Source organism: Sphingobium sp. SCG-1, from assembly GCF_002953135.1.
Lineage (GTDB): Bacteria > Pseudomonadota > Alphaproteobacteria > Sphingomonadales > Sphingomonadaceae > Sphingobium.
In genome coordinates, this window is the sequence record NZ_CP026372.1 from 2,002,642 (window position 1) to 2,022,730 (window position 20,089).

Annotated in this window: 18 protein-coding genes; 9 read left to right on the plus strand and 9 right to left on the minus strand. The window is 59.7% G+C overall.

Features of this window, described 5'->3' with window-relative positions; translation table 11 throughout:
- Positions 1–3 precede the first annotated feature (3 nt).
- Complete coding sequence (locus C1T17_RS09245) at positions 4–1,524, minus strand: S10 family peptidase (RefSeq protein WP_104955111.1); 1,521 nt, start codon at positions 1,522–1,524, stop codon at positions 4–6.
- 392 nt (positions 1,525–1,916) lie between these two features.
- Here C1T17_RS09245 and C1T17_RS09250 point away from each other — a divergent pair, with 392 nt between their 5' ends.
- From C1T17_RS09250 to C1T17_RS09260, 3 genes are all read left to right on the plus strand, one after another.
- Positions 1,917–4,001 carry a catalase gene (locus C1T17_RS09250; RefSeq protein WP_104953196.1) on the plus strand — a complete coding sequence of 695 codons (2,085 nt, stop codon included), beginning with the start codon at positions 1,917–1,919 and terminating at the stop codon, positions 3,999–4,001.
- Positions 3,991–4,542, plus strand: coding sequence for an ankyrin repeat domain-containing protein (locus tag C1T17_RS09255; protein WP_189338561.1), 552 nt, complete (start codon positions 3,991–3,993; stop codon positions 4,540–4,542). Before C1T17_RS09250 ends, C1T17_RS09255 begins: the two co-directional genes overlap by 11 nt.
- Positions 4,543–4,632: 90 nt before the next feature.
- A complete protein-coding gene (locus tag C1T17_RS09260) occupies positions 4,633–5,376 on the plus strand; it encodes a DUF72 domain-containing protein (RefSeq protein ID WP_104953197.1) in 744 nt (247 codons plus the stop codon).
- 3 nt (positions 5,377–5,379) lie between these two features.
- Here C1T17_RS09260 and paoC read toward each other — a convergent pair whose 3' ends face one another.
- Genes paoC through paoA form a run of 3 tightly spaced genes read right to left on the minus strand, consistent with a single transcriptional unit; the run spans position 5,380 to position 9,169 of the window.
- Complete coding sequence (paoC, locus tag C1T17_RS09265; RefSeq protein WP_104953198.1) at positions 5,380–7,590, minus strand: aldehyde oxidoreductase molybdenum-binding subunit PaoC; 2,211 nt, start codon at positions 7,588–7,590, stop codon at positions 5,380–5,382.
- Complete coding sequence (locus tag C1T17_RS09270; RefSeq protein ID WP_104953199.1) at positions 7,587–8,543, minus strand: FAD binding domain-containing protein; 957 nt, start codon at positions 8,541–8,543, stop codon at positions 7,587–7,589. The genes paoC and C1T17_RS09270 overlap by 4 nt, the downstream gene beginning before the upstream one ends.
- Positions 8,540–9,169, minus strand: a complete 630-nt coding sequence (paoA, locus tag C1T17_RS09275) for an aldehyde dehydrogenase iron-sulfur subunit PaoA (protein WP_104953200.1) — start codon at positions 9,167–9,169, stop codon at positions 8,540–8,542. The genes C1T17_RS09270 and paoA overlap by 4 nt, the downstream gene beginning before the upstream one ends.
- Positions 9,170–9,374: 205 nt before the next feature.
- On the opposite strand from paoA, the gene C1T17_RS09280 reads away from it, so the two are divergent.
- Both C1T17_RS09280 and C1T17_RS09285 read left to right on the plus strand, forming a co-directional pair.
- A complete protein-coding gene (locus tag C1T17_RS09280) occupies positions 9,375–10,562 on the plus strand; it encodes a molybdopterin-dependent oxidoreductase (protein ID WP_223262879.1) in 1,188 nt (395 codons plus the stop codon).
- Positions 10,559–10,885: a cytochrome C gene (locus C1T17_RS09285; RefSeq protein WP_223262880.1), complete on the plus strand. Its 327-nt coding sequence runs from the start codon at positions 10,559–10,561 to the stop codon at positions 10,883–10,885. The genes C1T17_RS09280 and C1T17_RS09285 overlap by 4 nt, the downstream gene beginning before the upstream one ends.
- Positions 10,886–10,888: 3 nt before the next feature.
- On the opposite strand, the gene otsA is transcribed toward C1T17_RS09285, so the two are convergent.
- From otsA to otsB, 3 genes are read right to left on the minus strand one after another with little or no spacing between them, the layout of a single operon-like run.
- Positions 10,889–12,283 (minus strand): alpha,alpha-trehalose-phosphate synthase (UDP-forming), encoded by a 1,395-nt coding sequence (gene otsA / locus C1T17_RS09290; protein ID WP_104953201.1) that lies wholly within the window; start codon positions 12,281–12,283, stop codon positions 10,889–10,891.
- A complete protein-coding gene (locus C1T17_RS09295; RefSeq protein ID WP_104953202.1) occupies positions 12,280–14,079 on the minus strand; it encodes a glycoside hydrolase family 15 protein in 1,800 nt (599 codons plus the stop codon). The genes otsA and C1T17_RS09295 overlap by 4 nt, the downstream gene beginning before the upstream one ends.
- A 31-nt stretch (positions 14,080–14,110) precedes the next feature.
- Entirely contained in the window at positions 14,111–14,890 is a 780-nt protein-coding gene (gene otsB, locus C1T17_RS09300; RefSeq protein ID WP_223262881.1) for a trehalose-phosphatase, read from the minus strand.
- A gap of 321 nt (positions 14,891–15,211) precedes the next feature.
- Here otsB and C1T17_RS09305 point away from each other — a divergent pair, with 321 nt between their 5' ends.
- Both C1T17_RS09305 and C1T17_RS09310 read left to right on the plus strand, forming a co-directional pair.
- Positions 15,212–16,105: a LysR substrate-binding domain-containing protein gene (locus tag C1T17_RS09305; protein ID WP_104953204.1), complete on the plus strand. Its 894-nt coding sequence runs from the start codon at positions 15,212–15,214 to the stop codon at positions 16,103–16,105.
- Between the two features lie 75 nt (positions 16,106–16,180).
- A complete protein-coding gene (locus tag C1T17_RS09310; protein ID WP_104953205.1) occupies positions 16,181–17,494 on the plus strand; it encodes an amidohydrolase in 1,314 nt (437 codons plus the stop codon).
- 1 nt (position 17,495) lies between these two features.
- On the opposite strand, the gene C1T17_RS21015 is transcribed toward C1T17_RS09310, so the two are convergent.
- Both C1T17_RS21015 and C1T17_RS21280 read right to left on the minus strand, forming a co-directional pair.
- Positions 17,496–17,861, minus strand: a complete 366-nt coding sequence (locus C1T17_RS21015) for a hypothetical protein (RefSeq protein ID WP_145958983.1) — start codon at positions 17,859–17,861, stop codon at positions 17,496–17,498.
- Positions 17,862–18,008: 147 nt separating this feature from the next.
- The gene (locus tag C1T17_RS21280; protein ID WP_189338562.1) at positions 18,009–18,161 is read right to left on the minus strand and encodes a hypothetical protein; all 153 of its coding nucleotides are present in this window, start codon (positions 18,159–18,161) and stop codon (positions 18,009–18,011) included.
- Between the two features lie 144 nt (positions 18,162–18,305).
- Between C1T17_RS21280 and C1T17_RS09315 the strand changes: the two genes are divergently transcribed.
- A complete protein-coding gene (locus tag C1T17_RS09315) occupies positions 18,306–19,694 on the plus strand; it encodes a short-chain fatty acyl-CoA regulator family protein (protein WP_104953206.1) in 1,389 nt (462 codons plus the stop codon).
- Positions 19,695–19,764: 70 nt separating this feature from the next.
- Positions 19,765–19,914: a hypothetical protein gene (locus C1T17_RS21285; RefSeq protein WP_189338563.1), complete on the plus strand. Its 150-nt coding sequence runs from the start codon at positions 19,765–19,767 to the stop codon at positions 19,912–19,914.
- Positions 19,915–20,089: the final 175 nt, after the last annotated feature.

Genomic DNA, 20,089 nt, shown 5'->3' on the forward strand with positions numbered 1-20,089 from the left:
CAATCAGCGCGCCGCGTAGCTCTCCATGATATCCCGGCGCAGCGCTGCGCCACTGTCGTCGCGTGAATAGAACATGTGGCCACCCGGATACACGTGCAGCTTGACACGATCTGTGACGCCATAGCCCGGCATCTGGTCGATCAACAGGCGCGATCCGAAATAGGGGCACGACAAGTCGTTCCACCCATGCACAATCGCGACGTGCATCTTGGGATCGATCGAGATCGCCTTTCGCAGGTCGGTGACGGGGCTGTCGCTGTTGTCCCGATCCCACTGCCGGTTCACGTCGTATGAGAGAGCATTGTAACGGCCATCGACTTTCCATCCTACCTGGTTGGTGACGAAGTCGACCATAGCCGAAGTGGTCGGCGCGATCAGCGTATCGAGCAGTGGGTCGTTGTAATTGGCCTGCGCGCTGGCCGGAAAGGGATCATAGGCAGTGACGTTCGAGTCATAAACCGAGCCGATCTTGCCCTCTGCACGATGAATTTCGCGTAAGTAGGTCGCGATATCGACCCGGCCGTTCATCCGCCGAACCAGTACGGGATCGAGACCAGTCAGCTCGGCGACCTTGGACGAAAGCCGATCCGTTGCTTGCTTGTCTCTTGGGCCTGCAAGGAAGTCCGCAACAAACTCCGTGCGATCATATTGCTCAACCGCAGCCATGGTCTGCTCGTTCAGCGGCGTGCCTTTCCGCTCGAAATTGCCCGCCGCCATGGCCGTGAGGTTAATCATCCAGGGCAGGGGCGAAAGCGCGTCGGCCTCACCGATCGCCGGCGGGTCGAGATACGGCGACACCAGCGTCATGCCCGAAATTCCGACGCCAAGCTGGGTCTGAAGATAGAAAGCCAGCCGGGGAACGCGATAGCCGCCATAGCTCTCCCCGACGAGATACTTCCGGCTGGTCATGCGCTTATTGGCGAGCAGCCAGTCATAGACAATGCGGCTGAGATAATGAATGTCCTCGTCGGACTTGAAGAAGGCTTTCTTCGTCGCTTCCTCATCCACCCGGCTGCGGGAGAACCCCGTGCCGATGGGATCGATGAAAACAAGGTCTGTGAAGTCCAGCCAAGAATTATTATTGTCGCGCAGCACAGCCAGATCAGAGGGCGCGTCTCCCGCGTCGCCGAAGCGGACCTTCTTCGGCCCGATTGCACCCAGGTTCAGATAGACCGACGATGCGCCGGGTCCACCATTGAACGCGAACGTCACCGGGCGGTCGGGCGCGGCGCGGCCGGGAACCGTGTATGCGGTGTAGACTACTTCGCCGAGAACCTTACCCTTGGCGTCTTTGATGGGGAGTGATCCGACCGTCGCGACATATTCCAGCCGCCGTCCGCCGATCGTTGCAGACTGCCTGGCGGATTTTGGAGCAGGAAAGTCGGCGAGGTCAGTGTCGGCTTTCGCGGCTTCCTTAGCCGCTGTTTTGACCTCGTCCTTCCCCTCGTTATCGGCAGCGTAGGCGGAGAGCGATCCTGACACTGCAAGGAGGGCGGCACAGGAAGCGAACATGGTCTTCAGCATCGGAAACAGGCTCTTAATGAATGGGTTATGGAATTTGACTGAGTGAGTGACCTTAATCATGCAAGGCGGCGGCTTGCAACTGCCGATCGAGTGATCGACCTTATACCAAGCAACCCGTGGTTAGTTTCGTTAGCGATCGGCAAAGATGCTTAGGAATAGCAACTTACTCGCGCATCGATCGTTACTTGGTGATCGTGACAGGTCGGACATGAAATGCCCTCAATCAGAAAATGTCGCGCCCAAAAGCCTTAGGAGCCGAAATGCCGAAAAAGATAGCGCCCAAGAAAAGCTCCAACACGTCCAAGGCACCTAAGGACATCGCCCCCGGCGCCCCACTTTCCGGGGAGTCTTTACAGAAATCATCGCCCATCCCTGCAGACGCCGAAATATCGATGTCCTACGCGGAAGCTCAGGCTTCGGGCGGTGAGACACATCAGGTCGCGGGCGGGGGCGTCCCTGCTCTTACGACGCAGCAGGGCGTGCCGGTAGCGGATGACCAGAACAGCCTGAAACAAGGCGCGCGCGGTCCGACACTTCTTGAGGATTTTCACTTCCGCGAAAAGATATTCCACTTCGATCATGAACGCATCCCTGAACGGGTGGTCCATGCACGGGGTTATGGCGCGCATGGTTACTTCGAACTGACCGACAGCCTGTCGGACGTCACACGTGCGGATATCTTCCAGCGAGTAGGCGAGCGTACGCCTGCTTTTGTCCGTTTTTCGACCGTTGCAGGCTCAAAGGGGTCCGCCGATCTCGCGCGTGATGTCCGCGGCTTTGCCGTGAAGCTTTATACAAAGGAGGGCAATTGGGATCTTGTCGGCAACAATATTCCCGTCTTCTTCATTCAGGACGCGATTAAATTTCCCGACTTGATCCACGCGGCCAAGCCTGAGCCGGATCGTGCGTTTCCGCAGGCGCAGACGGCGCATGACAATTTCTGGGACTTCATCAGCCTGACGCCAGAAAGTATGCACATGGTCATGTGGATCATGTCGGATCGGACTATTCCGCGCTCCTTCCGTACTATGGAGGGCTTTGGCGTCCATACCTTCCGCCTCGTCGATGCTGAAGGTCAATCCACGTTCGTGAAGTTCCACTGGAAGCCAAAACAGGCGCTTCAGTCCGTGCTTTGGAACGAAGCGGTCAAAATCAATGGCGCAGACCCGGATTTCCATCGGCGCGATTTGTGGGACGCGATCAATGCCGGCGATTTTCCCGAATGGGAACTGGGCGTCCAGTTATTCGACCAGGCGTTTGCCGACCAGTTCGCGTTCGATGTTCTGGACGCGACCAAGATCATCCCTGAAGAGATATTGCCTGTCCGCCGCGTCGGGCGCCTCGTGCTCGACCGGGTGGTCGATAATTTCTTCGCTGAGACAGAACAGGTCGCTTTCTGCACCCAGCATGTGCCACCCGGCATCGACTTTACGAACGACCCGCTGCTTCAGGGCCGCAACTTCTCCTATCTCGACACTCAGTTGAAGCGGCTCGGCGGCCCTAACTTCACGCATATCCCAATCAACGCGCCGAAATCCCCGGTCGCGCATTTCCAGCAGGATGGGCATATGGCGATGGCCAATCCGCGAGGACGGGCGAATTACGAACCTAATAGCTGGGGCGCTTCCATGGGTGGCCCACGGGAGGATCCGGTCCGCGGCTTCACCAGCTTTGCCGCAAGCGAGGATGGCCGCAAACTGCGAATCCGGCCGGAGAGCTTTGCCGACCACTACAGCCAGGCCAGGCAATTCTATGTCAGCCAGCTTCCTATTGAACAGAAGCATATCGTCGATGCGCTGGTGTTCGAACTGAGCAAAGTGGAGCGTCCCGATATTCGTGCACGCATGGTCTCGCACTTGCTCAACATCGACGAGACACTTGCAGCAAAAGTCGCGGATGGCCTCGGTCTGCCGGAATTGCCTACCCCTGCACAGGCGGCGAGTCCCACTATTACCGATCTCCCACCTTCGGATGCACTCTCGATTGTCAAAAACGGTCCTCCAACCTTCAAGGGCCGGAAGCTTGGCATATTGCTAAGCGACGGTGCGGATGCGGCCTTGTTCAATGGTCTGGTCAAAGCGATCGACAAGGTGGGAGCGATGTACGAAGTCGTGGCTCCAAAGATAGGCGGGGTGAGCCTGTCCGACGGGACCAAGGTCGCCGCCAAGCAGAAGATCGATGGCGGTCCGTCGATATTGTTCGACGCGGTGGCGGTGGTGGTATCAGAGGCGGGTGCCGGTCTGCTGGCGTCCGATGCGGCTACGCAGGATTTTGTGCGCGATGCCTTTGGACACTGCAAATTCATCGGGTTGACGAAGGAAGCCGAGCCAATCTTCGTAAAAGGCGGCATCCGGGATGACCTCGATGAAGCCTGTATTCCGCTCGCAACAGCCAAGGACGCTTCCGCATTTGTCGATGCAATCGCGGCTCTCCGCTTCTGGCCGCGTGAACTGAAGGTTGATCTTGATGCTAAATGACGCGCGGACGGGCGAGGTGGCGGACGACCCGGTTCTGCCGCCTCTGCCGTCAACCGGACGCCTTCAGGAACTGTTGTTCGACGCTGCGCGTCTGGGGCGGGTCGATGTCATACCGGCGCTGCTCCAGGCCGGGGCTGACATAGGCGCGAGCGATGCCAAAGGATACACGCCTCTCATCCTCGCCAGCTACAATGGTCATGAAGCAGCCACTGCGCTTTTGCTGTCAAATGGGGCCGATGTCGATCAGGCTGATGAGGGGCGGGGCAACACCGCGCTAATGGGCGTCGCGTTTAAAGGGTATGAGCACGTAGCTGCATTACTTCTCGACGCCGGCGCACTTCCAGACGCGAGGAATAATGCTGGGCAGACGGCGCTGATGATGGCCGCTCTGTTCGGCCATCATGCGATCGTGGATCGCCTGCTTGCAAGTGGAGCCGACCCGCACGCGAGAGATATAGCCGAAAACAGCGCGATCACTGTGGCTAAGGCGCAAGGAAACGACGCGATGGTATCAAGGCTGATGTCCGTTCAGATACTTTAGTGAGCAATCGCTCCAGTTGCCCAGAACTGGTCCATTCCTAAAGGCGCCGCTTTCCACTAGATTTAATCATGTGACCGCTGGAGGAGAGCTATGGGCGACATTCGTGTGGGTATCGGCGGCTGGACGTTCGAGCCGTGGCGGGGAACATTCTACCCCGCAGATCTTCGTCAGAAGGACGAGCTTGCCTACGCGTGCCAGCACTTGACGACGATAGAGATCAACGGCACCTATTATCGCTCGCAGAGTCCCAAGACCTTCGCAGGTTGGGCGGATACTGCGCCGGATGGCTTCGTGTTTGCCGTCAAAGCTTCACGATATTGTACCAATCGGAAGGTGCTTGGAGAGGCCGGCGAGTCCGTCGACAAGTTCGTGAAACAGGGCATTGCGGAGCTTGGAGCGAAACTCGGGCCGATCCTTTGGCAGTTCGCACCGACAAAGGCCTTCGACGCGGAGGATATGGGTGCATTTTTAGCGCTGCTGCCAACCAGCGTCGACGGTGTACCTCTGCGACATGCGCTTGAGGTGCGGCACGAAAGTTTCCGCGATCCTATTTTTATCGATCTGGCTAAGAATGCCGGAGTTGCCATCGTTCTTGCCGATCATGAGACCTATCCGTTGATCGACGCAGCCACTACCGATTTCACTTATGCGCGGCTGATGAGATCGGTGGAAGAGCAACCGACCGGCTACACTCCGGACGAGATTAATCACTGGGTCGACCGCGCTAAGGAATGGGCGACCAAAGGCGATGTCTTCGCCTATTTCATCAGCGGCGCGAAGGTGCGGGCACCCGCCGCCGCGCAAGCCCTTATCGGCAAGCTCGGCGGCGTGTGAGTATCAGACCCTAGCGAGTCCGCCCAAAACCTTGTCCAGCGTCATCGGATATTCGCGGAGGCGAACGCCCGTAGCATTATAGATCGCGTTGGCGATCGCTGCCCCCGCGCCGCAAAGCCCCAGTTCGCCCACACCCTTCGCCTTCATCGGCGAGGATTTGTCGTCCAGTTCATCGATGAACAGCACGTCCTGCTCCGGAATGTCGGCGTGCACGGGCACATGATATTCCGCCATGTCATGATTGACGAAGTAGCCGAAGCGCGTATCGACGACGAGTTCCTCCATCAGCGCTGCGCCGACCCCCATCGTCATCGCGCCGATCACCTGGCTCCGCGCCGTCTTGGGATTGAGGATACGCCCTGCCGCGAAGGCGCCACTCATCCGGCGCACGCGCGTTTCGCCAGTGTAGATATCGACACCGACTTCGGCGAAATGCGCGCCGAAGGTTGCTTGCGCGTACCGGTCGCCCAAATCACCGAATTCGATTTTGTCCTCGACAGTGAGGCCTTCACGTCCGGCCGCTTGGCCAATCGGAATGGCTTTGCCAGCGGCCTTTATCATGCCGTCTTCGAACACGGCATCCTGTGCATTGAACCCGGCGCGCTGCGCCAATAGACCGCGCAGGGTGTCGCACGCCGCATACACGCCCGCCGTCGAGCTGTTCGCGCCCCATTGGCCGCCGGAACCCGCAGACGCAGGGAAGCTGCTGTCGCCCAGGTTCACCGTGACCTGATCGATGCCGACACCCATCATCTCCGCAGCCGTCTGCGCGATGATGGTATAGGTGCCGGTCCCGATGTCGGTCATGTCGGTTGAAACGGTGATGTGCCCCTTGCCGTCAATGGCGACGCGCGCGCCGGACGTATTTGTAAGGTTGTTCCGAAATGCCGCCGCGACGCCCATGCCCACCAGCCATTGTCCATCGCGCACTTGGCCGGGCTTCGGGCTGCGTTTTGCCCAACCAAAGCGCACAGCGCCCTCACGAAGGCATTCGACGAATTTACGGCTGGAGAAGGGGCGTTCAGGGCCTGCTTCCGGATCGAATTGAACATCGTTCCTGATGCGCAGTTCGACCGGATCGACGTTACAGGCTTCCGCTAGTTCGTCCATCGCGACCTCCAGCGCGAGCAGGCCTACTGCCTCGCCGGGCGCTCGCATCGCATTGGCTTCCGGCAGGTCGAGCACCGCGAGGCGGTGCTTCGTCATCCGGTTCTTGCCCGCATAGAGAAGGCGCGTCTGCATAGCAGCGCTCTCCACATCGCCACCGGGCAAATCGCCTGCCCAAACCTCATGTCCGATTGCCTGAATGATGCCATCGTTCGATGCGCCGATCCGCAGCCGCTGGATCGTGGCGGGGCGATGCGTAGTGTTGTTGGGGATCTGCGGTCTCGCCAAGGCGACTTTCACGGGACGGTTCACAGCGCGCGCGCCAAGTGCCGCCAGCAGGGCGTCTGCTCGAAGAAACAGCTTCGATCCGAACCCACCGCCGATATAGGGGGACACGACGCGCACGTTTTCTGGCGGAATTTTGAGCGTCTTGGCAAGTTCCTTCACCGCCCACGTCACCATCTGGTTCGATGTCCAGACCGTCACCTTGTCGCCCGACCACGCCGCTGTCGTTGCGTGAGGCTCCAGCATGGCATGGCTCTGATCGGGCGTGGTGTAGGTCTGATCGACTTTCACTGGAGCGCTTTTGAACGCCCCGGCAAAGTCTCCAACTTCGGTATCTGCGGGCGAACCCTGAACCTTCTTTGGCGCGAGCGCAGTTGACTTCTGCGCTTTCAAGTCGAACTTTCCGGTGTCCAACGCATAGTCGATCCGAACCAACTTCGCGGCGTCGCGCGCCTGTTCGAATGTCTCCGCAATAACGAGGGCGACTGCCTGATCGTAATGCTGGATATCCGGCCCGCCGAGCAGGCGGGCTGTGTTCATATTCCCCTGACCTAAAGCGCCTGCGTTTGCGTGCGTGACTACGGCCAGCACGCCGGGCGCGGCTTCAGCATCCTGGGTGTCCATCGCGCTGATCGTTCCCTTGGCAATGGCCGAGCCGACCATGAAGCCGTAAGCTGCGCTTGGCGCGACGTCATGCCGTTCATAGGCGTAGGGAGCGGTGCCGCTGACTTTCAAAGGCCCGTCGATGCGGGACAACGGCTGGCCCACGACACGGGCACGGTCGATAGGGTTTTCCGCTGCGGCTGGTTGATCGAACTTCATGCTACGGCGTCCTTCTGCGCAAACACCGATGCAAGGGTGCGTTGCGTCAAATCTATTTTGAAGGCGTTGAGCGGCGTCGGCTTCGCGCCGGCCAGCGCCGTTTCGGCAACAGCCGCCGCGCCCCGTGAAGCCACGGCGTCCGCTGCTTCGACGCGCCAGGGCTTGTGCGCAAGGCCGCCAAAAGCGAAGCGCGCGCCGCCGTCTTTATCGAAAACCGCTGCGACCGAGATCACCGCGAAGGCGTAGGACGCTCGATCGCGGACCTTGCGGTACATCTGTATCCCGCCAAGCGGCTTGGGCAGCGCTACCGAAGTGATGAGTTCGCCGGGCGCAAGCGCCGTGTCTATATACGGCGTATTGCCGGGCAGGCGATGGAAGTCCGCCATCGGGATCGCCCGCGTTGTGCCATCCGCAGTGACTGTTTCCACCGTAGCGTCGAGCAGACGCATCGCGACCGCCATGTCGGAGGGATGCGTTGCAATACAATCCGCGCTGGCGCCCAGGATCGCCATATTGCGATTATACCCAGCGAGCGCCGCGCAGCCGCTGCCGGGCTTGCGCTTGTTGCACGGTTTGGTCGTGTCGTAAAAATAGGGGCAGCGGGTGCGCTGGAGCAGGTTACCCGCAGTCGTCGCCTTGTTCCGCAACTGTCCTGATGCGCCCGATAGCAGTGCCCGGCTTAATACGGCGTAATCCCGCCGCACGACCTTATTAGCCGCAAGATCGGTGTTGCGAACGAGCGCGCCAATGCGCAGACCGCCGTCTTTCGTTTCCGTCACCTTATCCAGGCCAAGGCGATTGACGTCAACCAAGTGCGTCGGCGTCTCGATCTGCAACTTCATCAGGTCGAGCAGATTGGTGCCGCCCGCGATGAACTTCGATCCGGGGTTCCGGACCGCAGCCGCAGCCGCTTCAGCGGGATTGGAAGCGCGCTCGTAAGTGAAGGCCTTCATGCCTTTGTTCCCTGCGCTACGTCGCGGACCGCCGCGATGATGTTGGGGTAGGCGGCGCATCGACAGATGTTGCCGCTCATGCGTTCGCGCACTTCGGCGTCGGAATAGCTGACTTTGTCCAAATCGGCGGTGACGTGACTTGGAATGCCAGCGTCTATCTCGCCCAACACCGCTACGGCGGAGCAAATCTGGCCTGGCGTGCAATATCCGCATTGATATCCGTCATGCTGCACGAATGCGGCTTGCATCGGATGGAGCTTCTGCGGCGTTCCCAGCCCCTCGATTGTCGTAACCTCATCGCCATCATGCATGACGGCCAGCGTAAGACAGCTATTGATGCGTCGGCCTTCGACGATGACAGTGCAGGCGCCGCACTGGCCATGATCGCAGCCCTTCTTACTGCCGGTCAGGTGCATATGCTCGCGCAGGGCATCAAGCAGCGTGGTACGCGGGTCGAGTGACAAGCGAACGTCCTTGCCGTTCACCTTCAACGTTGTGGGTATAAGGTCCATCTTGCCCTCTGCTGGCTTCGGCGCGGCTGCGGTGGCAAAGCCGGGCGTGGCACACAACGCGGCGCTACCTCCGAGCATCGCCCTGCGTGACACGGTGATCGAACTGTCTGTCATTTCAATTCCCCCCAAATCTGATGCAGATGCATTAACGTAACAAAGCGGAATATTATCCATGCAGAGCGTAAAATGCAGGTGCGGGCATGATGCCCCCTTTGTGAGCTGTCGTCGAGTGCGCCGCATTGTGGAAGGCGGTTGCGCGAAATGAAATCTCCGGCCAGAAGTTATGGCGGGATATCTGATGGTATGTAAGCCGATGATTATGAAAAGGCGCGAACTGCTGGCGGGGATGGGCGCCTCCGCGTTGCTTGGTACGCGTGCCGCGGCAGAGATGGTCAAGCTTCCGTTCGCCAATGGGGAGCGCCCACTCGTGCAGTATCCCGGCAAGCGGCCCATGATCGGTCTGACCGCTCGCCCGCCGCAACTTGAAACGCCGTTCAGCGTATTTGACGAAGGAGTGCTGACGCCGAATGATGCCTTCTTCGTGCGCTATCATCTTTCGGATATACCGTTGTCGATTGATATGTCGGCTTATCGTCTGGAAATTGGAGGCCATGTCGAGAAGACACTGTCGCTTTCACTGGCTGATCTGAAACGTATGGCTGCTGCTACGGATTTGGTGGCAGTCAACCAATGTTCGGGGAACAGCCGCGGCTTTTTCGAGCCGCGCGTTGCGGGCGGCCAGTTGGCAAACGGCGCGATGGGCAACGCCCGCTGGACAGGCGTGCCGCTGAAAGCCGTGCTGGAGCGGGCAGGGGTCAAGCCCGGCGCACAGCAGGTCAGTTTCAATGGTCTCGACAACCCGCCGGGACAGGGCGTAGCGGACTTTGTAAAGGCGCTTGCAATCGATCATGCACGCGATGGCGAAGTGATGCTGGCTTGGGCGATGAACGGGGAGGATCTGCCGTTCTTAAACGGCTATCCGCTCCGGCTGATCGTGCCGGGTTACTTCGGCACATACTGGGTCAAGCATATTTCCGAAATCCGAGTGCTCGATGCGCCATTCGACGGCTACTGGATGAAGACTGCGTATCGCGTGCCTGACAACGACTGTCAGTGCGTCCCCGTCGGCACCAAGCCTGCCAGCACGCGGCCGATCGGCCGGTTCGCCGTGCGCTCCTTTATCACCAACCATAGCGATGACGCGCGCATGACAGCAGATAAGCCGACCCCGTTTCGTGGCATCGCCTTCGACGGGGGCGCTGGCATAACGAAGGTGGAAGTGTCGCTGGATGCCGGGAAAAACTGGACGACGGCGGAGTTGGGCGAAGACCTCGGCCGCTATTCGTTCAGGCCTTGGACGGCGACGCTGAAGCTTCCTCGTGGCGAGCAGACCGTGCATGTCCGCGCCACCAGTCACAGTGGCGAGACGCAGCCAATGGAAGCGCTCTGGAATCCCGCAGGCTATCTCCGCAACGTTGTCGAGAAGGTAAGGGTGCAGGTCGCATGAATGCCCGGTTCCTGATGCTCGCTTTGCCCGTCGCGGCTATAGCGTCGATGGCGGCGACACCGGCCAAGGTCATGACGTACACACTTCCGGACACGGAGGATCTCACACTTCCGGCAGGAGAGGGATCGGACCTGGCGGCAACCAACTGCGCCGCATGTCATTCGCTCGACTATATCCGTTCCCAGCCGCGGGGGAAGGGCGCGCAATTCTGGGCCGACGAGGTGCACAAGATGATCGCAGTCTATGGTGCGCCGATCGAACCGGCTGATGAGAAGATCATCGCAGCCTATCTGGTCAAGACTTACGGCGAGCCGACCTCCTAAGCCCTATTCTACGTCTTCCGTCTGCCGCACCTCGGCGGCTTCCTCCAGCCGTTGCGAGAAGGTGGCGCGCCACCAGGATACATCCTGCTCCTGCACGGATTGCATCATCGCGGTCCAGCGGCGTTTGCGTTCTTCCAGCGGCATCGCCAGCGCCTTGCTGATTGCGTCGGACATTTCCTCCGGCGAATACGGATTGATGAGGAGCGCATCCTTCAACTGATGCGCAGCGCCCGCAAATCGCGACAGGATGAGAACCCCAGGATCAGCCGGATCTTGGGCCGCGACATACTCCTTCGCGACCAAATTCATCCCATCGCGCAAGGGCGTCACCAGACCGATCCGCGCGGAGCGATAAATACCCGCGAGCTTTTCGCGTGGATACCCTTGGTTGACGTAACGAATGGGCGTCCAGTCGACATCGCTATACTCGCCATTGATCCGGCCAGCGAGCGAGTCCAGCGTTGCGCGTATCTCCTGATAGCTCGCGACGTCACTGCGCGAGGGCGGCGCGATCTGCACCAGCACGACTTTCCCCTGCATCTGCGAATTGTCTTTCAGGAACCGCGCATAGCCGTTGAAGCGCTCTTCAAGACCCTTGCTGTAATCGAGCCGGTCGACCCCGACGATCATCGCGCGCTCCTGCAGCGAGTCGCATACGCGCTTGTACATTTCTGCCGCAACCGTCCCGTTGCTCGCTGCGACAAATTCCGGCGCATCGATGCCTATCGGGCAGGCAATGGCCTGTATTGTTCGGCCCCCGGCCGTGATGAAATCGCCATCGACGCGACCGCCCATCTCCTTCTCGACATAATGGCGGAAGGATTCGAGCCATTCTTCGGTATGGAAGCCCACCACGTCGTAAGCGAACAGCGCCTCTACCAGCTTGCTATGGTGGGGAAGGGAAACCAGCAGGCGGGTAGGCGGCCAGGGGATGTGGAGGAAGAAGCCTATCCTGTTTTTAAGCCCCTTCTTCCGAAGCAATTGCCCAAGCGGGATCAGATGATAGTCGTGAATCCAGACAACATCGTCAGACTCGATCAAAGGGCTGGCCGTATCCGCAAACCGCTGGTTTACGCGGTTATAGCCCCCCTCGAAATCGCGGGCATATTCGGCCAGGTCGATGCGGAAGTGAAATAACGGCCACAGCGTCCGGTTGGCATAGCCGTTGTAATATTCGTCGACGTCCTGCTCTTCCAGGTCGATGGTCGCAGTCCTGACGCCTTCATCCTCGTTGAACGCAATCTGGCCGGTGAACTTGTCGGTCGTATCGCCTGACCAGCCAACCCAGATGCCGCCCCTCTGCCGCAGCGCAGCCGCCAAAGCGACAGCCAGCCCACCCTGTTCGCCGTTCTTGTTGGGGCGACTGACGCGGTTGGATATGACAATCAGGCGGCTCATCGACATTCACTCCAGGGCTTGCTCAGCAGAACTGCGCAATTGATAATCCCGACCAACGAATAGGTCTGCGGATAATTCCCCCATAATTCACCGGTTTCCGGATCGATGTCCTCCGACAGGAGGCCAGCCGGCGTCCGGCGCGACAGCATTTCTTCGAACAATGTCCGCGCCTCTTCCCTTCGACCTGTACGATGCAGCGCCTCGATCAACCAGAAGGTGCAGACGTTAAACGCGGTGACAGGTGCACCGAAGTCGTCCGGCGCACTATAACGTAGCATATTGGAACCCCGGCGCAGGTCCGCCTCCAGCGCTTTCAGAGTGCCGAGGAACTGCGCATCGTCTGGTGCAAGGAAGCGCAGATCCAGAAGTTGCAGTAATGAAGCATCGCGCGCGTCGTCTTCGAAGTTCGCCGACAAGGCGTTGCTACCGGGCCGCCACGCCGCCTTCAATATGTCCTCACGCATGATGCTCGCGCGTTCCGACCAATGGGCTTCGCGATCCTTCAGGCCGAGCGCATTGGCGGCGTGCGCCAACCGGTCGCACGCCGCCCAGCACATGACGGCGCTATAGCTGTGGACATGCGTGCGATTACGTAGCTCCCAAAGCCCGGCATCAGGCTTGTCGTAGACAGCCCATGCCCGTTCGCCCACAGCCTCCAGCGCTTCGAAATCGGACTCACCCGCCATGCGCAGAAGACGGTGATCGATGAAGCCCTGCACGGACGACAGCACGATCTGTCCATAGGCGTCATGCTGGATCTGCTCGTAAGCGGCATTGCCGACGCGGACCGGTCCCATGCCGCGATAGCCCGGCAGCGACTTGGCTTCCCATTCATCGAGACGCGCGTTTCCGCGCACATCGTAGAGCGGCTGGATATGCCCGCCCTTGGCGCCGTCGACAATGTTGCGCAGATAAACGAGATAGCTTTCCAGCACGTCGAGCGCGCCGAGGCGGTTCAACGCCTCGACAGTATAATAAGCATCCCGCACCCAGCAGTGCCGATAATCCCAGTTCCGTCCACTATCGGCATGTTCGGGAATGGAAGTCGTCAGCGCAGCTACGATCGCGCCGGTCTCCTCATGCTGGCACAACTTTAGAGTAATGGCGCTACGGATCACTGCTTCCTGCCACTCAGGCGGGATCGCCAGCCCCCGCACCCACATGCGCCATTCAAGGACGGTGTCCTCCATCATCCGCTGCACGGCGGGACGAAGCGCGTCGGAGAAACTCTCGTCCGGTCCCAAAAAGAAATGCACGTCCTGCTCCAGCCGGAACCAGCTTTCCTGATTGATGAGGCCGATCGGCGCGTCGGTGCTCAGCCGCATCGCCATATAGGACAGGACCATCCGGATATGGTTCGACCCGTAGCTGACCGGCACTTCTTCGCTGTTCCACGCAGTGGTGGGGCGCAGGCGGACGCGGATACGCGGGCTGCCGGACACCACCCGGACGATCCGCGCGAACGCGACCGGACGGTACATGCGGCCCTTATGTTTGAACCTAGGGCAGAAATCGAGCGTCTCTATGGCATTGCCGGATGCGTCAGATTGCCGTGTCAGCAGCACCGCGCTGTTGCGGACATAAGATTGATCGACGGTCACGCAACCTTCAAGATCAATGCTCCAAAAACCGCGCGCCTCCGGGGAATCCCAACCCTTGTCATCCAGCAGTGCGGAGAAGACCGGGTCACCATCCACTCGTGGAACACAGGCCCAGACGAACCGGCCCTTGCTGTCTATCAAGGCCGAGGCTTGGCAATTGCCAATCGGCCACAGGTTCAAATCTCGATGTGTCATATATCCCCCTGAATGTGAAAAGCGTCACGCATCAAGAGGACGTAAGAGCAACCTTCCCGCAAAGGTGTGCGACACTTGTCGATAGGTAATGCCGGACGGCATCGACATGTTCCAGATGCCATTGCGCATCGGTTCTGCGATCCGGCCCAACTAAGACACCATTACCGCCCAGCCCTGCCGCAGCGGCAAAGCCATCTTCGTCAGTAACGTCGTCGCCGAAAAACAAAGGCAAGCCTGTTGAGAGCGGGAGTTCTTGCATAAGCAACCGGATCGCTGTTCCCTTGTCCGCTCCACCGGGCCGCAATTCGTAAACCATTTTGCCAGCCTGAAGATACAGCCCGGTCTCTTGCGCCAGAGCCTCTGCGATCGTTCTGCACGCGTCTGCGAAGCCTGGCGCCTTACGGAAATGAAGCCCGACGCTCAGCGTCTTGCGCTCGACACGCAGGCCGGGTTTGTCGGCAATGAAGGCCTCCAGTTCCGCTTCGGCAATGTCGACTTCATGCTGGCGAGTTGGTGCTCGTGTGGGTTCACCGGGGTGCGCGAACTCCAGCCCGTGACTGCCCGAAAGGATGAAGCCGCCAAGCCCAAACCGATCACGAAGCGTCTCCACCGACCGCCCGCTGACAATGGCGAGCCGACCGGACAGCGCCTCCGCCAAATCTGCGAGTAAAACCCGCAGCTCGTTATCTACCACTACGCTGTCAGGTTCATCGGTAAGCGGCACCAATGTGCCGTCAAAATCCAAAAAGAGCGTCGCTCCGTCCAGCAACGTCATCGGGGGCGGGGTCAAAGGTCTCTCGATTTCGGCCATGGCACCATAATGGCGTTGGCAGGCGATATCGCAACCCCGTCACCCGATGTTTCGTCGATCAGCATCTGCCCTTACGCCACGGCGCAGACCATTCGATGCGATGAAGTACCCGGAAAGCCTGCATAATCTTCTGGAAAAGCTCTCCTATCTCTACCGTAAATGCATGGCCATGTTCCTGCCACATCCGCATCTCCTGTTCGTCTCTCATCTTTGCCTCCTGTTTCGCAGTCACGATGACCGCCGTGCAGTGATGCCCCACATGACGTTACGGAAGCCAACAAAGAGATAGACGATGAGATAAGGCACGCTTATGGATGGGGAATGGCTAATCTCCCACCCCTTGCCGCCATCCGCGTGTTCGAATCAGCCGCACGGTTGGAAAATTTCACTGCTGCAGGGCAGGAACTCGGCATGACACAGGCGGCTGTCAGCTATCAGATCAAATCGCTGGAAGACCGCCTCGGTGTGTCGCTCTTTCAGCGCGTCGGACGGCGCATTGTTCTAACGGAGAAGGGGCGGATGCTCGCGCCGTTCCTAACCCGCGCCTTCAACGAAATGCGGTCCGGATTTGCGGCCCTGGCCGGAGAAGACTCGTCCGTACTTACCATAAGCACGACCGATAGTTTCGCGACGCTGTGGCTCGCGCCGCGCCTCGGTGCGTTCCAGATGCAGCACCCCGATCTCGCGGTGCGTCTCCATACGTCCGACAAATGGGTGGACTTTGCGCGGGACGGCATAGATCTTGCGATCCGGGGCGGGCAGGAAGGCCAATGGCCCGGCCTCGACAGCCGCAAGCTCATTTCGATCCGGGTCGCCCCCCTTTGCAGCCCGACCTTCCTTGCCGAGCGGGGGCCATTCACGCATCCGCAAGACCTTCACGATCTGCCGCGCATGACGCCTGACGATATATGGTGGCATTATTGGTTTAAGGAGATGGGCGCACCTCTGCCGGGCGAAGGCACTCGCGGCGGCATCCAGTTGGACTCGCAAATAATGGAAAGCCGCGTCGCTCTTGCAGGGCAGGGGATTGCGATCCTTAGTTCATTTTTATGGAAAGCGGAACTCGATGCGGGGCTGCTCGTGGAGGCTTTCCCGTCGGACGCTATTTATCCGATGTCTTATTGGACCGTGCATCCGTCACACAATCGAAACGTGCCAAAAGTGAAGGCCTTTCGCGACTGGATCAGCGCCGAATTCGTGGCGCACGCCGCCTGACCGGCCGATCAAAAGCGCACTGGCGGGACACGCATTTTTCCCTATGCTGATCGCAGTCAAGGGAGACTGAAATCGATGCGCATCAACACGGCCGTTCTGGCCGCAATACCGCTTTTGTTTGTTGCGCCCGCTTTCGGGCAGGACATCGCCTCCACGATCAAGGCCGACACGCCGGCGATGATGACGCTATATCGCGATCTCCACAGCAACCCGGAATTAAGCGGTCAGGAAGTAAAGACAGCCGCTAAACTCGCCGGGCAGGTAAAGGCTCTGGGCTTTACCGTGACGGAGAAGGTGGGCGGCACTGGAGTTGTAGCCGTCATGAAAAATGGCAATGGCCCGGTCCTGCTGATTCGCGCTGACATGGACGGCCTGCCGGTAGTCGAGCAAACCGGGTTGCCCTTTGCGTCCAAGGTTCGCGCTTCGACGGAGGGCGGCATAGAGAGCGGCGTCATGCATGCCTGCGGTCATGACACGCACATGACCGCTTGGCTGGAAGCCGCCAAGCTGCTGTCCGCTCGTAAGTCCGAATGGTCGGGTACGCTCGTCATGATCCTGCAACCTGCGGAGGAAACCGGCAGGGGTGCGCGGATGATGCTGGAGGATGGTCTCTTCAGGCGTTTCCCCAAGCCCACACATGCGATCGCCTTTCACGACGCCGCTAATTTCGAAGCGGGCAGGATCGCCTGGACGCCAGGATTTGCGCTGGCCAATGTGGATAGCATCGACATCATCGTGAAGGGCGTAGGCGGTCACGGCGCCTATCCGCAGACAACTCGCGATCCCATAGTGTTAGGTTCAAAGATCGTGATGGCGCTTCAGACGCTCGTAAGCCGGGAGCGTGATCCGCAAGACCCTGCGGTGGTGACGGTCGGCAGCTTCCGCGCAGGTGCGAAGCACAACATCATTCCGGACGAAGCGACGCTGTTGCTTACCGTCCGCAGCTATTCTGACCAGACACGTGCGCAGTTGATCGACGGCATCAAGCGGATCGCCCGTGGGGAAGCGATTGCATCGGGCGTGCCGGAGGATCGGATGCCGGTTGTCACCGTGAAGGACGAGTTCACGCCCGCCACCTACAACCCGCCCGAGTTCGCACAGGAAATGGCAAAGTTGTTCACTATGCATTTTGGCGTGCAGCGCGTGCTGCAGGCTCCCGCCGTCATGGGTGGAGAGGATTTCGGCCGATATTACCGCGAAGACAAATCGATCAAGAGCTTCATCTTCTGGGTAGGAGGCGTGCCTGCGCCGTTGATGGCCAAGGCGGCGAAGGGGGAAGCCTCGCTTCCATCGTTACACAGTGCGTTCTGGGCGCCAGACGCGGAAAAGGTCGTGACCACGGCGTCGGAGGCTTTGACCATCGCAGCGCTGAATATCCTGAAGAAGTAGGTCAGCTATCCGGTCGATCGTCGTTGGAAGAGTCCGGCACCTCAACTGGTGCGGTTTCGGAAGCTGGCGTGTCACTACTGGTTTCGCTGCCTTCAACGGCTTGCGGCGTGGGATCTATTCCCCGAGGGTCAAGCATGGGAGCTGCAGTGGCGAGAGCCGCGCCATCCGCCACGGGTGGCGGCGAAGGCAAAGGTTCGAACGCTGGCGCTGTAACTGGAGCGCTGGGCGGCACCGTAACTGTTTCGACCGGTGAAGACGCCACAACCGGAGCAATTGCCGTTTCGGTCGAGGGTACAAAACTTGATACCAGGGTCACGGCAATCGGCGCTAGCATCAGAACGACGAGGGCGAATATCTTGTACATCATGGCCTGCTGAACATGTCAGCGGCCAGTTTAGCAGGGCATGGTTAATCAAAAACTATGATCGCCTGAAAGTACAAACCCGTCGCAATGCATTGAAGCATTGCGACGGGCTGCCTTCCTCCCCAGGAAGCTCGAACGTCGGGTTGGCTGTTAGCCCAGGCGGCCCAGACGGTGATACAGGTTGCTGAACTTCGATGATTCCGGCTTATCCTGAATCTTCTTGATGTAGTCGGCGATCGCTTCCTTCATCAGCGAAAAATCCTCAGTCGAAAAGACTGCGCGAGAACGGGTGGGTTCGGTCATTGCCTTCTCTCCTTGATGGCGTTGCACCGTATCTACGTATGAGAACCCATTGCAGCCATACCTTTTGTAAAAATTAGAAGTCGATCCGTGCGGCAAAATGCCAATAGCCTTGTCATCTTGTAAATTATATGACAAGCATTGGATATGGCAGACAAACTTCTGGCGGGTCATGCAGTTCGGCGATTGCGGCGCGGGGCGGGACTGACGCAAGTCGCGCTTGCGGCGGCGCTCGACATCTCACCCAGTTACCTGAACCTGATCGAACGAAACCAGCGCCCCTTGTCGGCGGGCCTGATGCTGCGCCTCGCCGATCGGTTCGACTTCGATCCTCGCGCGCTTGGGGCCGATGAACCCGGCGGCGGGATGGAGGGTATGCGCCGCCGCCTGAGCGATGCGATGTTCAGCGATCTAGCGATTGATCGAACTGAGATCGAGGAATGGCTCGCCGCTGCCCCACGGGGTGCCGAAGCCTTCGCGCGCGCCTTCGATCGCGTGGCGCAAAACGGTGGCGATGTGTTGAGCGACGAAGCCGCGCCTATCGCGCTGGTCCGGCGCGAGATTGAACGCTGGCGCAACCACTTCGCCGATCTGGACACGCAAGCCGAAGAGCTTGCCGATGAATTACGCCTCAGTTCGGGCGATCTCTACGGTGCCATTGCGGAGCGGCTGCGCGTCAAGCATCAGTTCGCGATCCGCATTCTGCCCGCGGACGTGATGCCTGACCGCGTGCGGCGGCTCGATCTGCACGCGCGCCAGCTCCAGATTTCGGAGATGCTGGATGGGCCGTCACGGTGCTTTCAACTCGCCTATCTGCTTGGCGATCTTGAGGCGAAGAAGGAGATTGGAGCGCTCGTCGCAGGCGCAAGCTTTACCGACCGGACGACCGACAGGCTTTTCCGCAGGCATCTGACCGGCTATTTCGCCGCCGCGCTGATGATGCCCTACGCGCGCTTTTTGCGAGCATGCGAGAGCAGCGGTTATGATCTGCTTCTCTTGCAACGCCGCTTCAATGCAGGGTTCGAGCAGGTAGCACACCGCTTGACCACTTTGCAGCGCGTGGGCGCGCGCGGCCTGCCATTCTTCATGCTGCGCATTGATCGGGCCGGACAGTCCTCAAAGCGGTATGCCGGCGCCAGTGCGTCGCTACTGGTGGAGGCGGAGGGCCGCTGCCCCCTTTGGGACATTCACGCCGCGTTCGGCCGACCCGGTGAGATCGTGCGACAATTGGTCGTGCTGCCCGACGGCGACCGCTGGTTCACCGTCGCCCGCACGGTCGCGGCGCAGGGTGCTGCATTGCAGGGCGGCAATGCGATGTTCACCGTGGCCGTGGGTCTGAAGGCGGAGTTTGCCGCGCCCTTGCTGGCGGCGCGGGGTCTCGATCTGGTGGGCGGAGAGGCGCAGCCAGTAGGGCCGGGTTGTTCGGCGTGCGTCCGGGATTTGTGCGCGCAGCGCAGCGCTCCGCCACGCGGGCGCACCTTGCGTTTTGACGATCGGGAGCGCGGACTGTCGCCTTTTACTTTCGCGGCCGATTAACAATGACTTACAGAGTGGAACGACGAAGCTCCCCAACCGTTGATGTTAGTATTGTGCCGGGAGAATTTCGATGGCCCATCCTCTATTCAGGTCGCGCACCAGCGATGCGCATCCTCACTCGCTAAGCCTGAACGACCAGCGCGGTGTGCGTCTGGTGGTGCCGGCTATCGTCGCCCTGTCGCTGGTCGTGGCCGTAGGCTATTTCCTGGCGATGCCATAAGACCTGTCGACAAAAGAAACAGGATCAGGAGGTCGTTCAGCAAATCTTTGTGATTTTGCGAGAGACTGCTTTGCGTGTCGGGAATATTGACAGTCTGCTGTAAAGCGCAGGGGCTGGCCTTTTTCCGTCGTTGCCGACCGGATCACGGCTCCGGATGAACGCAAGCAGGGAAGTG